Below are 13,799 nucleotides of genomic sequence, written 5' to 3'. Positions count from 1 at the left end.
AACAGTTTCTTTGGAGATTCTACTTGTAAAGAGGTGACGTCATTGTTTGCCGTATTTTGGAAGTCGGTAGTTATGATAGCGGTCGGTACCTTTTTATTGCGGATTGCCGGACGGAAATCCATCAGCCAGCTGTCGGTGACCCAGACAGTCATCATGATTTCGATCGGCTCGATTATTATTCAGCCGTTTATTGAACATAATTTATGGGAAACCATTTTCGCGGCGGCGATTTTTATTGCGGTACTGATTCTGATGGAATATTTAGAAATCAAATCAAGCTTTTTTGAGTTTTTATTTTCAGGAAAAACCGTCGCCGTTGTCAGAAACGGAAAAATCATCCCGAAAAACTTAAAAAAAATGCGTTTTACCGAAGACCAGCTGTCAATGAGGATCAGGCAGGAAGGCCTCGGAGACATTCAAGATTTTAAATATGTGCTGCTTGAGCCGAACGGACAGATCGGCTATGAACTCATTGATGAGGCCAAAAACGTGACAGTGCGCGACTTAAAAAAAATGCTTAATGAATTCAAAACAGATTTGCTGACAGAAGGAGGAAATCAAATGAAACGCAAAGCAGCAAAGAATGAAGCTTTGACCAACAACAATACACCGACTGAGAGCATGGACAAAGATGCATACAAAACACAATATGACGGTGATCCCGGACTGAGAGGCGCAAACCGCAAATCAAAACACGGCAAACAAGGAGGCGAGTAATATGACGAAAAAAAACCGCCACAGCAAAGACATGCAAAACCATAAAAAGCCGATGGACCCTAAATTGCTTGAAGAAGAGTTTTCAAGCGAGCTCGGTGATTATAACGCCGGAAAATGGATTGAAACGCTTGAACAGACGAAGCCGAAGAAAAAAGAAGACGGCAAAAAATAAAAAATACCTCTTAAGCGGCAACGCTTAAGAGGTATTTTGCATTATTTCGAATAAGCACCGTTTCTTGTTCCTTTCACCGCTTGAAGCAAGCCGGTTATCCGCAGCTCAATAAACGGCTGTGCGGCCGTTTTCACCGCATTGCTGGAGAGAATGGACGTAAGAGCGGCTGTTAACATTAAGAGCATGACTAAATTCTGATAATCAGACAAGTGATCTTCAAGCCCGATCTGCCGCAGCGTTTTTATAATGAATCCATGCAGCAGATATACGTAAAACGTTCTCGTACCCCATTTCGTAAAGAAATAACGCTTTTGCGGAACGAGCGCCAAAAAGCTGAAAGTGGCGGCAAAGGCCAAAACATACCAGCCGATGCGCGACAGACCGCTCAACAGCGACACTGTGCCGAATGTAGAATAAGGCTCCGATCCGAACAGCCACGAGTAATCAAAATCAATGCACCAGCATAAGAGGAAAACAATCCCCAGTACGCCCGCGGCAATCTGCCTGCCTCTTTTAGCCCGAAGCAAATCAAAGTGCCGTTTCTTTAAATAAAACCCGACGAGAAACATCGGAAGAAAGACAAACGTCCGTGAAAGACTCAGCGTGCTGCTGATGAAATCGAGATACCCGATCATGACGGCAAGCCCGCAGCTCGCCCCAAGCGCCCACATTTTCGGCAGCTTCGTAAAGGGATAAAGCAGCAGATTCCAAAAGAATAAGCTGACTAAAAACCAGAGAGACCACTGCGGATCAATCGGATTGACGCTTGCCATGCTTTCATCCTGAATCAAATAGTAAAAAACCGAGTAAATGCCCTGAAAAATCAGGTACGGAATAATCAGCTTCACAGCCAGCTTCTTCACATAACCTTTCCGCTTAAAGTTTTTTGCGAAATAGCCGGAAACCAGGATAAAGGCCGGCATATGAAAAGTATAAATGAATTTGTAGAGATGGAGCATAAACTCATTTCCGTTAATAAATGACCGGAGGATATGGCCGAACACCACCAGAAAAATCAAGATAAACTTGGCGTTGTCAAAGTAACTGTCTCGCGATTTTGTCATAGCATCACCTTCTCTTCAAAAATCATCCACTGCATGATTATTTCCTGTTGGTGTTCATTTTAAAATAAAAAACAAAAAATTGAAGGAGGACAAAAGGGATTGTTAGGATGATGTAACGGGGAGGTAAGGATCGTAGAAAAAGACTTTAACTTGTCATATCATTGAAATTTTCTGAAATGTATAGGGCGAATGAAGGAAGATGAGGTATTTTGTAGAAATATTGAAGGATAGGTTTTTGAAGAAGGAGTGTACTGAATGGCTGAAACTCTGGATTTGCAAACAAACGAGTCGCTGAAAGAGCAGCTGAAGCGGATGAAAGAGGAAAATGACCGCCTGAAGAGTGATTTGAACCGGTATCATGTGATTATGAATAATACGCTTGATGCCATTTTTATATGCCGTAAGGAAATGAAAATCGTCCAGGCGAACGAGGCTGCGGCCCGGATGATGCAGATTGAGGCAGAGAGCCTTATTAACCGCTCCGTCCTGGACTTTTTATATTCCGTGCCTCAGGAAGAACTGAATAAGGCCGTGAAAAAGTTTTTAAAAAAAGGCCATCTGTGGAAAGAGGTGCCGATTAAGCTTGACAGCGGCGCGACGAAATACATTGAATTCCTCGCCAGAGACGGAATTGGAGAGGATTATTTTTTTGTGGTGATGAGGGACATCTCCTCTAAAAAAATATTAGAGCGCGAATTCTCCATGAACGAGCAGCTGTTTAAAGATTTGTTTGACAGGGCTGTCGACGGCATCGTGCTGTTTGATAAGGACGGCGGGTTTATTGATGCGAACCTCTCTTTTTGCAAAAGCTTTGAGATCGGCCAGAATGAATTGTCCCATCTGTCGCTCCGCCATTTTACCGACGGCGAAAACAAAAAGCATCTGAAAGAAATCTGGGAAACCCTCCGCAGAAAAGGAAATGCCAAAGGAGAACTGCCCGTCAAGCTTCGGTCCGGCGAAGAGAAGCTGTTTGAATTTACGATTACGTCCAACTTAATCAGCGGGTTCTACATGTCCATTATGAGAGATATAACAGAGAAACGGTTGATGGAATTGAAACTCTTTAAAAGCGAAGAGCGATTCCGCGAAATTTTTGAAAACGCGATGGACGCGATTGTCATTTGGTCTGATGACGGAAAGATTGCTAAAGCAAACGAATCGGCGTGCCGCATTTTCGAACTGCCGATGGATAAGCTGCTGGAGACGAATTTATGTACGTTTATCGTTGATCCGCAGAAAAAATACAAGCAGATTAAGAAGAAATATGAAAAATACGGGGAAATTCGTGAAGAAATGCTGTTTCAGATGGCAAACGGCCAATACAAAGAGCTTGAGTTCACATCAAAACGAACCATACTTGAAGGTCAGCATTTAACCATTTTAAGAAATGTCAGCGATCGTAAGCGGATGGAAAAAGAATTGCGGGAAAGCGAGCTGAAATTCAGAAAAGTATTCAACGGCTCAATGGACGGCAAGGTCTTATTTGACAACCAATTCCGCATTATTGACGCGAATCCTCTCGCAAGCCGTATACTGGGCATGCCGGATGAGGAGCTGAGAGCGTACACCGTTCCGGATATTCTTTCTTTATTTGATATTGAAAACGCGGGTGTTCCCGCCAGGAAGATTGATTTAGAAGGAATGGATAATGAAATCCCCTTCCTGTTAAGCAGCAGTGACAGCCGCAAACTGGAATTCTCCTTCAAAAGAAATATCATTCAAAATATGAATCTGGCCATCTTTAAAGATGTCACAGAGGCCAAAGAACTTGAAGAGAGGCTGCGGAAATCCGACACTCTTCATGTTGTAGGGGAGCTGGCGGCGGGCATCGCCCACGAAATCAGAAACCCGATGACAGCGCTGAAAGGGTTCATTCAGCTTCTTCAAGGAAGCATTGAAGGCGAATATTCCCTGTACTTTAACGTCATTACCTCAGAATTAAAACGCATCGAGTCTATCATCACTGAATTTTTAATTTTAGCGAAACCTCAGGCGATATTATATGAAGAAAAAGACGTGACGCAGATTATGAAAGACACGGCTGATCTTTTGAATGCCCAGGCCAATCTTGTCAATGTGCAGATTCATCTGAACCTGACCGGAAACATCCCGCCGATTTACTGTGAACCGAATCAATTAAAACAGGTGTTTATCAATATTTTAAAAAACGCCATTGAAGTCATGCCGGGCGGCGGCAATATCTACGTGACCATCCAGCCTTCTGATCAAGACCACATTTTGATTTCTTTTCAAGATGAAGGAACAGGCATTTCCGAAGACAAATTAAAACGTCTGGGCGAGCCATTTTACACGACAAAAGACAGGGGAACGGGCCTCGGTCTGATGGTCAGCTATAAAATCATCGAAGAACATCAGGGACGCATTCATGTGGAAAGTGAAGAAGGGAAGGGCACGGTTTTTCATTTGACGCTTCCGATCCGGCAGAATACCGAAGAAAGAAGGAGCGGGGAATGATCTGTTTTACAAGTGTAAAAGCGCCGTTTGGAACCGTTATCGTAACAGAGGAAGAGGGCTTTATTACCGGCCTGTTTCTCACCGGGGAAGATTTTGAGGAATGGCGGAAAGACGCGCCCGGCGTAAAGCCGTGCGAAACCGCTTTGCTGTCGGAGGCGAAACAGCAGCTGGCATCCTATTTTTCAGGAGAAAGAAAGCAATTCTCTCTGCCTTTGAGACAAAAAGGCACACCCTTTCAGGAAAAGGTGTGGAACGCGCTGACGATGATTCCTTACGGGGAATCCCGAAGCTACGGTGATATGGCCGAAGCGATCGGAAAACCGAAAGCGGTGCGCGCCATCGGACAAGCCAATAAACGAAACCGGCTGCCGATTTTGATCCCGTGCCATCGGGTAATCGGCAAAAACAGCGCCTTAACGGGATACGCGGGCACGAAGACGGATGTAAAAGCGGTGCTGCTGAACATCGAACAAATATCCTATAAAGAAAAATAAAACATATGGCACGTTCCGTTTTTTCGCGTCCGACATATCATTTTATTAAGTGAAAAAAGTTGGTCTGGTGAAAAAGGAGGACGAAGCCTGATGAAAATGAGCCGTCCGCAAAAGATAGCCGGTTATGCAGAGCTGTTTTTTAAAATGCATCTCATTACAGCCGCCCAAAAAGATGAAGTGATTACATTGTGCAGACAAAAAAACCGCTGACATTGCCCGAGGCAACATCATCAGCGGTTTTTCAGCTCAGCTGACAGTCGGCGAATAATTGTTCAATTTCTTCCGTGTAAGAACCGGTCACAATTCCTTTCTCGGTGATAATGCCTGAAATCAGGCTGCCCGGTGTGATGTCAAAGGCCGGATTGAAGACCGGCACATCTTCGGGAGCGGTGCGTATGCCTGAGATCTGTCTGACTTCATCCGGATCTCTTTCTTCAATCGGAATCTGATCGCCGTTTTCAATCTGCAAGTCAAAGGTCGAAAGCGGTGCGGCCACAAAAAACGGAATCTGAAAGGCGTTTGCCAAAATAGCGAGGCCGTAAGTTCCGATTTTGTTGGCCGTATCTCCGTTTTTAGCAATTCTGTCAGCGCCGACAATGACTGCTGAAATATGTTTTTCCTTCATTGTATGGGCGGCCATGCTGTCCGTAATGAGTGTGACATCAATTCCGCCCTGCATCAGCTCCCACGCCGTCAGCCGGGATCCTTGGAGAACGGGTCTTGTTTCACATGCGTAGATATGAAGGCCGAGGTCTTTTTGTTTCGCTAAGTAAAAGGGAGCAAGCGCCGTACCGTACCGGCTTGTAGCAATCGAGCCCGCATTGCAGATGGTCATGATCTGGTCGCCTTTTTTAAAAAGGTGCAGCGCATTTTGGCCGATCATTCGGCAGGTTTCTTCATCCTCAATCTGAATTTGAATGGCTTCATGAACGAGCGTTGTCTTCGCTTCATTGATTGAGATTGCATCCCTGATGGAATCCGTCAGTCTGTCAAGCGCCCACGCGAGGTTGACGGCAGTGGGCCTCGAACTGTTTAAATACGCTTTGACATCCGCGAACTGACGTCGGAAATCTGAAAGATCGCGGGCTTCAAATGACTTGGCGGAGAGCGCGAGTCCGAATGCCGCGGTTATACCGATGGCCGGGGCGCCCCTTACTTTCAGCGTGACAATCGCGTCGAATACATCTTCCTTTGTTTCAAGTTCCACATACTCAGTGACGTCGGGAAGTTTTTGCTGATTTAAAATGCGGATGTAGGTTTCTTTCCATTCCACAGAACGGGGGATGGCAAATTCATTGGTCATGCTGCATCATTCCTTTACACGGAGCTTAAATTGGTCCAGAACCTCGGTGATATGCTTCAGTTCTTTTCTGTTTTCGATATAATAGGCGCCGATCTCAAGCGCCAGCTTCTTCCGTTCGATTCGTTTGTCAAACGGAGTGATTTCATCTAAGTCAGCCACATGGGCGAGTCCGATCGTGCGCCGGATCAATTCGCATCCCGCAAAACCGACCGCTTCTTCAAACGCGTTTTTCAGTGTGTCTTCCAGCAGGTGTCTGCGGGAAGGCAGGCAGTCTTTCTCCCATGCTTCACTGAATGTTTTCACAAATGTATCCCATACGGCGGCAGTATGGTCATATAACGGCTGTCTGTCGTCACCGTCGCGGCTGAGGGCGTTTAACAGCAGATTGGCGATAAATTGGCCGATGTCAAACCCGATCGGTCCGAAGAAAGCAAACTCGGGATCAATCACCTTTGTTTCATGTTCATCGGCGAAGATGCTTCCCGTGTGCAGATCGCCGTGAACCAATGTTTCCGCGGAATTCAGAAAGATGGCTTTCAATTCGTCAGCGCCTTCTTTCAGCCGGGAATTGTTCCAAACTTTTTCTGCGTACGGGCGCAGCTCCTCCTCAAAATCGTTTGTCTCATGGTCGAGAAACGGTTCTGTAAACACAAGCCTTTCTGTAATATTGCAAAGCTCAGGATTTGTAAACTGCTTTGCGAGCTGCTGCTTTACTTTCGCATCGAGCGCATAATCGGATGAGTAAAAAAGCGTTTTTCCTAAAAATTCACCGATATGAACCGATAAGTTCGGATAATGCTGCCCTTCCAGCAGCCCTTTTCTTGAAATCTGCAAATGTGAGAGGTCTTCCATTACCGTGACGGCCATTTCAGTATCGGAATAGTAAACGGCTGGAACGAGGTGCGGCACGTGTTCGCCCTGGCGGATGAGGGCGCTGCTTTCGATTCTCGCCCGATCAATTGTAAGCGGCCAGCTTTCACCGACGACTTTCGCGTAAGGAATCGCCTGTTTGATAATCAGTCCTTTTTGGTTTTCTTTATCGTAAACATGAAAGACGTAATTTAAATTGCCGTCGCCGATTTCACGGCATGTCAGAGTGCTTTTGCTTTGGAATAAGCCGAGCTTGACGGCTAACGCGGCGGCGGAGCTTTCTGTTAATTGTTCATAAAGACTTGTTTTAGTTGCTGACATGGATTTACCCTCCAATTATGTAGTGGCAGTAAGAGATCGTGACGGAGAATACGCCCGAAAAAAAGCCTCCTTCTCTGAAAGAGAAGGAGGCTGAAACAGTGCAGTCCGCCTCTTATCTCTCAGATAACATCTGATGGAATTAGCACCGTGCCTTATGAGACAATCGTCTCGGCGCAAAATGTACGCGCCCCATTTCACAATGGAATTACGGTCGGTTGCTGTTGGGGTCAAAAGGCCAATTCCCTCGCCCAACTCTCGATAAGAGAAAATATATTGATTTGTATCACAATTCGGATTAATCAGTTGATGAAAATATTAGCAGGTGCCGGATATTCTTGTCAACATTTTTTTGAAAATTAATATAAATCACGCCGCAAGTCTTGGAAAACCGGAATGGTTCCGCGGACGGCCGCGCTTTCTGACACATCGATTTCCGCCCGGACTGCGCCTTCCGTCCGGTCTCCTTCGGCTAAAATCCGGCCCCACGGGTCAATAATCAGGCTGTGGCCGGCAAATTCATTATCGGGATTGGCCCCCGTGCAGTTAGAGGCTGCGACAAAACATTGGTTTTCAATTGCTCTGGCGATAAGCAGGCTTCGCCAATGATCAAGGCGGGGCAGAGGCCATTCCGCAGAGATAAACAGGACATTCGCGCCCTGGGACGTATGCTTTCTGATCCATTCGGGGAAACGGATATCATAGCAGATCAGCCCGGCGCACTTGACACCGTCGAGCTCAAAGGAACCGTCGCTGTTTCCCGCTGACAAGTAAAGGTGTTCATCCATCAGCTGAAACAGATGGGCTTTCTGATACCGCTTCACGATCTGTCCGCTGTTATCGGCGATGTACATGGTGTTATAGACATTTTCGCCTTCTTTGACCGCAAAAGATCCGGCAACGAGGTGTACGTTGTATGTTTTTGCCGTTTCTTTAAGCCATTGTTCCGAAACTTTGCCGTTTTCATCCGCCAGCTGGTCTAGCCGTGTGAGATCATAGCCGGTTGTCCACAACTCAGGAAGCACGATTACATCCGCATGGCGGCTTTCTTGCTCAATCAAAGATTCCGCTTTTTTAAAATTTTCTGAAGGATTTCCGTATGAAATATCAAATTGCAAACAAGAAACGGTCCATTTCATTTTTTAACACCTCAAGTTTCTCTTTACTTTTTTTATTTAACCATATATGATGATGGACTATCATTTCAAGACATTTTTAGAAGGTGAAAAATATGAACTTTGAAATCTCAGATGTACTCAAACAGCTGCCGGAACAATTTTTCGCATCATTGGTGCAAAAAGTGAATCAAAAGCTGAAAGAAGGCAGAGACGTCATCAATTTAGGGCAGGGAAACCCTGATCAGCCGACGCCTCAGCATATCGTTGAAGAAATGAAGCGCGCCGTCGAAAGGCCGGAAAATCATAAATACTCATCATTCCGGGGCGCTTACAGCTTCAAAAAAGCAGCCGCTGCATTTTATGAAAGGGAGTACGGGGTCACGCTTGATCCGGAAACGGAAGTCGCCGTGCTGTTCGGAGGCAAGGCGGGACTTGTTGAGCTTCCGCAATGTCTTTTAAACCCGGGAGATACCATTCTGGTGCCTGATCCCGGATATCCTGATTACTGGTCGGGCGTCGCCCTTGCGAAAGCGAAAATGAAAATGATGCCGCTGACGGAAGAAAGAGGGTTTCTCCCTGATTACAGCGTAATTCCTGAAAAGGTGCGGAGCGAGGCGAAGCTGCTTTATCTCAATTATCCGAATAATCCGACCGGCGCTGTGGCGACAGAGGCGTTTTTTGAGGAGACGGTCGGTTTTGCGGAACAAAACGGTATTTGTGTCGTTCACGATTTCGCGTACGGAGCCGTCGGCTTTGACGGGCATAAACCGCTGAGCTTTTTGCAGACGGAAGGCGCAAAGGAGACGGGAGTCGAAATCTATACCTTGTCCAAAACGTATAATATGGCGGGCTGGCGGGTCGGATTTGCCGTCGGAAACGCTTCTGTCATCGAAGCGATCAATCTTTATCAGGATCATATGTTTGTCAGCCTGTTTCCCGCGGCGCAGCAGGCGGCGGCAGCCGCTCTTTTAGAGGATCAGGCATGCGTCGCAGCGCAAAATGACAGATATGAATCGAGGCGCAATGCATGGATTGAAGCCTGCCGCGGTATCGGCTGGGATGTGACGGCTCCGGCTGGCTCCTTTTTTGCATGGCTCCCTGTGCCCGACGGTTATACGTCACAGTCGTTTTCAGATCTGCTGCTCGAGAAAGCGGATGTCGCCGTCGCTGCCGGAAACGGGTTCGGAAAATGGGGGGAAGGCTATATAAGAGTCGGTCTTCTGACAAGTGAAGAAAGACTTAAAGAAGCTGCGGAACGGATCGGGAAACTGAATCTTTTCACCCGAAAAAGCATTGACATATCTGGATAACAATGCGATAATTCAAAATACTTTATAAAATCATTATTCTTATCAAGAGCAGGCAGAGGGACGAGCCCGATGAAGCCCGGCAACCGACTGATAAAGCACGGTGCTAATTCTTGCAGCAGGAGCTGAGAGATAAGATTCGGACATAACACGAAGCCTCTTTCTGCTCATACGGAAGAGGTTTTTTTATGTTTTGTGAAAGAAAGAGAGGCGTTCACGCATGAGCGAAGTATTGGCAACATATCTTCTGACAGACACAACGGACAGTGAAAAGCGGGCGGAACAGATTGCGGCGGGGCTGACGGTAGGCTCCTGGACTGACCTGCCCCTGGTGAAGCAGGAACAGCTCAGAAAACATAAAGGCCGGGTCGTAAAAGTTGAGGAGAAAGAAGGAACCTCAGAAAACGAAACACAATCCGTCATCACTATCGCCTATCCCGAGGCGAACTTTTCAAGAGATATTCCGGCCGTCCTGACGACGGTATTCGGAAAGCTGTCACTGGACGGAAAAATAAAATTGACTGATCTTGAATTTTCCGAAGGGTTTAAACGCTCCCTTCCCGGGCCGAAATTCGGTATATACGGCATCCGCAAACTGCTGGGCGAATTTGAAAGACCGCTTCTGATGAGCATATTTAAAGGTGTGATCGGACGGGATCTCGCCGACATTAAAGAACAGCTCAGACAGCAGGCGCTCGGAGGCGTGGATCTGATTAAAGATGACGAAATTTTCTTTGAAAATGAACTGGCTCCGTTTGAAACCCGCATTATCGAAGGAAAACAAGTCCTGAAGGAAACCCGGGAGGAGACGGGGCATAAAACGCTGTATGCCGTAAACCTTACGGGAAGGACCGCTGAACTGCGGGATAAAGCGAGGCGCGCGGCAGAACTCGGGGCAGACGCGCTTTTATTGAATGTGTTCGCTTACGGTTTAGATGTGATGCAGAGCCTTGCAGAAGACAGGGAAATCCCGCTTCCGATCATGGCGCATCCGGCAGTCAGCGGCACATTTACATCATCTCCCGTTTACGGCTTGTCGCATGCGCTTTTGCTCGGCAAGCTGAACCGCTATTGCGGCGCTGATTTCAGTTTATTTCCGTCACCTTACGGATCCGTTGCTCTTCCGAAGGAGTCCGCGCTTGCAATCCATGATGAATGTGTAAAAGACGATGTCTTTCATCCGTCGTTTGCCGTCCCGTCGGCAGGCATTCATCCCGGTATGGTGCCATTGTTGATGCGCGATTTCGGCATCGATCACATTATCAATGCCGGCGGAGGCATTCACGGCCATCCGAAAGGAGCCGAGGGCGGCGGAAGAGCGTTCCGCGCCATCATTGATGCGGTGCTTGAAGCGCAGCCGATTGAAGAAAAAGCCGCGTCGTGCAAAGATCTTCAGCTCGCATTAGACAAATGGGGAAGGGTGGAAGCCGTATGACCCGCACACCGCTGATTATTTGTGATTTCGACGGAACGGTCACCATGAACGACAACATTGTCAGCATGATGAAAGAATTCGCGCCTCCTGAGTGGCTTGAATTAAAAGACGGTGTTCTGTCTAAAAGCCTATCAATCCAAGAAGGAGTCGGCCGGATGTTCGGATTGCTGCCGAGCAGCTTAAAAGGAGAACTGTTAGACTTTATTCTGAAGGATGCGAAAATACGGGACGGCTTTTTGGATTTTGTCTCGTTTGTCCGGTCAAACGGCCTCCCGTTTTATATCGTAAGCGGAGGAATGGACTTTTTTGTGCATCCGCTTTTGGAAGGGATCGTAGAAAAGGAGCGGATTTTCTGCAATCATGCATCCTTTGACAATGAATATATTCATATAGACTGGCCGCACGCCTGTGACGGAGGCTGCACCAATCAATGCGGCTGCTGCAAACCGTCAGTCATCCGGAAGCTGTCCGATCAGCAGAAATTTCTCATTATGATCGGTGATTCGGTCACGGATGTTGAGGCTGCAAAGTTATCCGATATGTGTTTTGCGAGAGATTATCTTTTGACTGAATGCAAAGAACTCGGCCTCCGGCATCTGCCTTTTCAAGATTTTCATGAGGTGAAAACAGGCATTGAAAACATCGGGGAGGTGCAGGCATGGCTGCAAAAGAAGAACGCTGGCGCGAACTTGCCGAGGTAAAGCGCGAGCTGGCCGAAAGAGACTGGTTCCCGGCAACGAGCGGGAATCTTTCCATCAAAGTATCCGACGCGCCGCTGACTTTCCTCGTTACGGCGAGCGGAAAAGACAAACGAAAAGAAACAGACGAAGATTTTCTCTTAATTGATGAGAACGGGAAGCCCGCTGAGACCGGCCATTCTTTAAAACCTTCAGCGGAAACGCTTCTCCATACTTACTTATACCAAAAGACAGAAGCCGGTTGCTGTCTGCATGTCCATACCGTTAATAATAATGTCATCTCAGAGCTTTACGGGGATGAAAAACAAATCACGTTTCAGGGGCAGGAGATGATTAAGGCGCTCGGATTATGGGAGGAAAACGCGTCCGTGACCGTTCCGATCATTGACAATCCGGCGCACATCCCGGCATTGGCCGAAAACTTCGCGCACCATGCGGACGCCGGCTCAGGCGCGGTGTTAATCCGCAATCACGGCATTACGGCATGGGGGCGGACCGCATTTGAAGCGAAAAGGGTGCTGGAAGCCTATGAATTTTTATTCAGCTGCCACCTCAAGCTTCTGTCACTGCGGCCGCAGCTTGTAAAATAAAAGGAGGAACGGAAAATGGCGACCATCAGAATTCATGACGAAAAGAATACGCTCATTGAAAATCAGGAAGAAGTAGCGCGCTTTTTAGACGAACAAGAGGTGATCTATGAGCAGTGGAACATTGAAAAACTTCCGTCTGAGCTTTCGGAGAAATACAATCTGACAGAAGATGAAAAAGAACGGATTCTCGCGGCGTTTGACACGGAGATTCAGGACATTTCAGCCCGGCGCGGATATCAGTCTCAGGATGTCATTTCTTTATCAGATACCACGCCGAATCTTGATGAATTATTAAAAAATTTCCAAAGAGAACATCACCACACGGATGATGAAGTCCGCTTTATCGTCAGCGGACACGGCATCTTCGTCATTCAAGGCAAAGACGGCACATTTTTCGACGTCCGTTTAAATCCGGGAGATTTGATTTCAGTTCCGGAGAACATCCGCCACTACTTTACGCTTCAGGAAGACCGCCGGGTCGTCGCAATCCGAATTTTCGTGACGACTGAGGGCTGGGTGCCGATTTACGAAAATGAAAGTGTGCAAAACTGATAGACGCCCGAACCTCTCATGCCCCCGCCGGCATGAGAGGTTTTTTATTGTAATATAAAGTCAGCTGGGGCTGTTTTTTAAATCTTGAATATGCCGCATTCTGTTTATATCATTACCTGAATGGGTATTATTCTCGTATTCATGCTAAAGATTCCAATATGAAATGAAAAAATAAGTTATTTAGTAAAAAAATGTTTACAAATAAAGTATAATCTGTAATAATGCTCAATAACCCAATCAAACTTGTTTCCTATTCTTTTAGCGGTGAGGGGTGAAGTGAATGGGCAGTTATTCTGAACAAGAAAAATTGCTTGTATCTATTGATAAAAAAAGAAAAATGATGATAGATGCGGCTAACAGACAAGGGTTTACCGGATATGACACGATCAGGCACAGCCAGGAACTGGACTGTCTGATGAACGCGTATCAGCAGCTGGTAAACCGTGATCGCACACATCACCAAGGAATACAGGGCCTTGTGAAGAAAATAGGCTTGTTCTCCCGCGGTGACGTCATGCCTGCATATGAAGCAAACAAATGATTGATGATAAAACAGATAACGAAGACTGAATGCGCTTCCTGATCAAGCGCCGCATCCGAAAGATGACCGCGTACAGTCAGCAGATTTTTCCGCTGGCACGGCTCACGAAGCGCCTCGTACTATCTGCCGGCTATGATGCCGTTCC

General features: G+C 46.8%; 14 protein-coding genes and 2 riboswitches. Of the genes, 10 read left to right on the top strand and 4 right to left on the bottom strand.

The annotated features are described in order from the left end of the window. Positions 1–42 precede the first annotated feature (42 nt). Positions 43–717 carry a DUF421 domain-containing protein gene (locus C5I45_RS12800; protein WP_025851707.1) on the top strand — a complete coding sequence of 225 codons (675 nt, stop codon included), beginning with the start codon at positions 43–45 and terminating at the stop codon, positions 715–717. A 1-nt stretch (position 718) separates the two neighbouring features. Further along, positions 719–889: a hypothetical protein gene (locus tag C5I45_RS12795; protein ID WP_003154711.1), complete on the top strand. Its 171-nt coding sequence runs from the start codon at positions 719–721 to the stop codon at positions 887–889. A gap of 41 nt (positions 890–930) precedes the next feature. On the opposite strand, the gene C5I45_RS12790 is transcribed toward C5I45_RS12795, so the two are convergent. Then, the gene (locus C5I45_RS12790) at positions 931–1,953 is read right to left on the bottom strand and encodes an acyltransferase family protein (RefSeq protein ID WP_003154708.1); all 1,023 of its coding nucleotides are present in this window, start codon (positions 1,951–1,953) and stop codon (positions 931–933) included. Positions 1,954–2,208: 255 nt separating this feature from the next. Between C5I45_RS12790 and C5I45_RS12785 the strand changes: the two genes are divergently transcribed. Beyond that, entirely contained in the window at positions 2,209–4,428 is a 2,220-nt protein-coding gene (locus C5I45_RS12785) for a PAS domain-containing sensor histidine kinase (protein ID WP_003154707.1), read from the top strand. Further along, entirely contained in the window at positions 4,425–4,922 is a 498-nt protein-coding gene (locus C5I45_RS12780; RefSeq protein WP_107994419.1) for a methylated-DNA--[protein]-cysteine S-methyltransferase, read from the top strand. The genes C5I45_RS12785 and C5I45_RS12780 overlap by 4 nt, the downstream gene beginning before the upstream one ends. A gap of 241 nt (positions 4,923–5,163) precedes the next feature. Here the strand turns inward: C5I45_RS12780 and mtnA are convergent, their stop codons facing one another. The 3 genes from mtnA to C5I45_RS12765 all read right to left on the bottom strand — a co-directional run bounded on the left by mtnA (position 5,164) and on the right by C5I45_RS12765 (position 8,552). After that, on the bottom strand, positions 5,164–6,225 hold the full coding sequence (mtnA, locus tag C5I45_RS12775) for an S-methyl-5-thioribose-1-phosphate isomerase (RefSeq protein WP_003154704.1): 1,062 nt from the start codon (positions 6,223–6,225) through the stop codon (positions 5,164–5,166). A 6-nt stretch (positions 6,226–6,231) separates the two neighbouring features. Further along, complete coding sequence (gene mtnK, locus C5I45_RS12770; RefSeq protein WP_003154703.1) at positions 6,232–7,416, bottom strand: S-methyl-5-thioribose kinase; 1,185 nt, start codon at positions 7,414–7,416, stop codon at positions 6,232–6,234. Positions 7,417–7,525: 109 nt separating this feature from the next. Further along, positions 7,526–7,681, bottom strand: a riboswitch (SAM riboswitch). A gap of 91 nt (positions 7,682–7,772) precedes the next feature. Then, on the bottom strand, positions 7,773–8,552 hold the full coding sequence (locus C5I45_RS12765; RefSeq protein WP_058905979.1) for a carbon-nitrogen family hydrolase: 780 nt from the start codon (positions 8,550–8,552) through the stop codon (positions 7,773–7,775). A gap of 92 nt (positions 8,553–8,644) precedes the next feature. On the opposite strand from C5I45_RS12765, the gene C5I45_RS12760 reads away from it, so the two are divergent. The 6 genes from C5I45_RS12760 (at position 8,645) to C5I45_RS12735 (ending at position 13,654) form a co-directional block, all read left to right on the top strand. After that, complete coding sequence (locus tag C5I45_RS12760) at positions 8,645–9,841, top strand: pyridoxal phosphate-dependent aminotransferase (RefSeq protein WP_058905980.1); 1,197 nt, start codon at positions 8,645–8,647, stop codon at positions 9,839–9,841. A 36-nt stretch (positions 9,842–9,877) separates the two neighbouring features. Next, positions 9,878–9,977: riboswitch (SAM riboswitch) on the top strand. 81 nt (positions 9,978–10,058) lie between these two features. After that, positions 10,059–11,273 (top strand): 2,3-diketo-5-methylthiopentyl-1-phosphate enolase, encoded by a 1,215-nt coding sequence (gene mtnW, locus C5I45_RS12755; RefSeq protein ID WP_025851696.1) that lies wholly within the window; start codon positions 10,059–10,061, stop codon positions 11,271–11,273. Continuing rightward, a complete protein-coding gene (gene mtnX / locus C5I45_RS12750) occupies positions 11,270–11,974 on the top strand; it encodes a 2-hydroxy-3-keto-5-methylthiopentenyl-1-phosphate phosphatase (protein ID WP_025851694.1) in 705 nt (234 codons plus the stop codon). Before mtnW ends, mtnX begins: the two co-directional genes overlap by 4 nt. Further along, on the top strand, positions 11,932–12,561 hold the full coding sequence (locus tag C5I45_RS12745) for a methylthioribulose 1-phosphate dehydratase (RefSeq protein ID WP_003154694.1): 630 nt from the start codon (positions 11,932–11,934) through the stop codon (positions 12,559–12,561). Before mtnX ends, C5I45_RS12745 begins: the two co-directional genes overlap by 43 nt. 15 nt (positions 12,562–12,576) lie before the next feature. Beyond that, the gene (locus tag C5I45_RS12740) at positions 12,577–13,113 is read left to right on the top strand and encodes a 1,2-dihydroxy-3-keto-5-methylthiopentene dioxygenase (protein WP_003154692.1); all 537 of its coding nucleotides are present in this window, start codon (positions 12,577–12,579) and stop codon (positions 13,111–13,113) included. 280 nt (positions 13,114–13,393) lie between these two features. Further along, complete coding sequence (locus C5I45_RS12735; RefSeq protein WP_003154690.1) at positions 13,394–13,654, top strand: aspartyl-phosphate phosphatase Spo0E; 261 nt, start codon at positions 13,394–13,396, stop codon at positions 13,652–13,654. The last annotated feature ends 145 nt before the right edge of the window (positions 13,655–13,799 follow it).

It is taken from the genome of Bacillus sp. ZY-1-1, assembly GCF_003047165.1.
Classification (GTDB): domain Bacteria; phylum Bacillota; class Bacilli; order Bacillales; family Bacillaceae; genus Bacillus; species Bacillus velezensis.
Note: the sequence above shows the minus strand (reverse complement) of the source record. Positions and strands in the feature narration are given on the sequence as shown.

Bases quoted from the DNA above. Each gene is read 5' to 3' on its own strand.
- C5I45_RS12790 (WP_003154708.1), bottom strand. From the start codon at position 1,953: ATGACAAAATCGCGAGACAGTTACTTTGACAACGCCAAGTTTATCTTG.
- C5I45_RS12735 (WP_003154690.1), top strand. From the start codon at position 13,394: ATGGGCAGTTATTCTGAACAAGAAAAATTGCTTGTATCTATTGATAAA.
- C5I45_RS12780 (WP_107994419.1), top strand. From the start codon at position 4,425: ATGATCTGTTTTACAAGTGTAAAAGCGCCGTTTGGAACCGTTATCGTA.
- mtnW (WP_025851696.1), top strand. From the start codon at position 10,059: ATGAGCGAAGTATTGGCAACATATCTTCTGACAGACACAACGGACAGT.
- C5I45_RS12760 (WP_058905980.1), top strand. From the start codon at position 8,645: ATGAACTTTGAAATCTCAGATGTACTCAAACAGCTGCCGGAACAATTT.
- C5I45_RS12795 (WP_003154711.1), top strand. From the start codon at position 719: ATGACGAAAAAAAACCGCCACAGCAAAGACATGCAAAACCATAAAAAG.
- C5I45_RS12765 (WP_058905979.1), bottom strand. From the start codon at position 8,552: ATGAAATGGACCGTTTCTTGTTTGCAATTTGATATTTCATACGGAAAT.
- mtnK (WP_003154703.1), bottom strand. From the start codon at position 7,416: ATGTCAGCAACTAAAACAAGTCTTTATGAACAATTAACAGAAAGCTCC.
- mtnX (WP_025851694.1), top strand. From the start codon at position 11,270: ATGACCCGCACACCGCTGATTATTTGTGATTTCGACGGAACGGTCACC.
- C5I45_RS12785 (WP_003154707.1), top strand. From the start codon at position 2,209: ATGGCTGAAACTCTGGATTTGCAAACAAACGAGTCGCTGAAAGAGCAG.
- C5I45_RS12745 (WP_003154694.1), top strand. From the start codon at position 11,932: ATGGCTGCAAAAGAAGAACGCTGGCGCGAACTTGCCGAGGTAAAGCGC.
- C5I45_RS12740 (WP_003154692.1), top strand. From the start codon at position 12,577: ATGGCGACCATCAGAATTCATGACGAAAAGAATACGCTCATTGAAAAT.
- mtnA (WP_003154704.1), bottom strand. From the start codon at position 6,225: ATGACCAATGAATTTGCCATCCCCCGTTCTGTGGAATGGAAAGAAACC.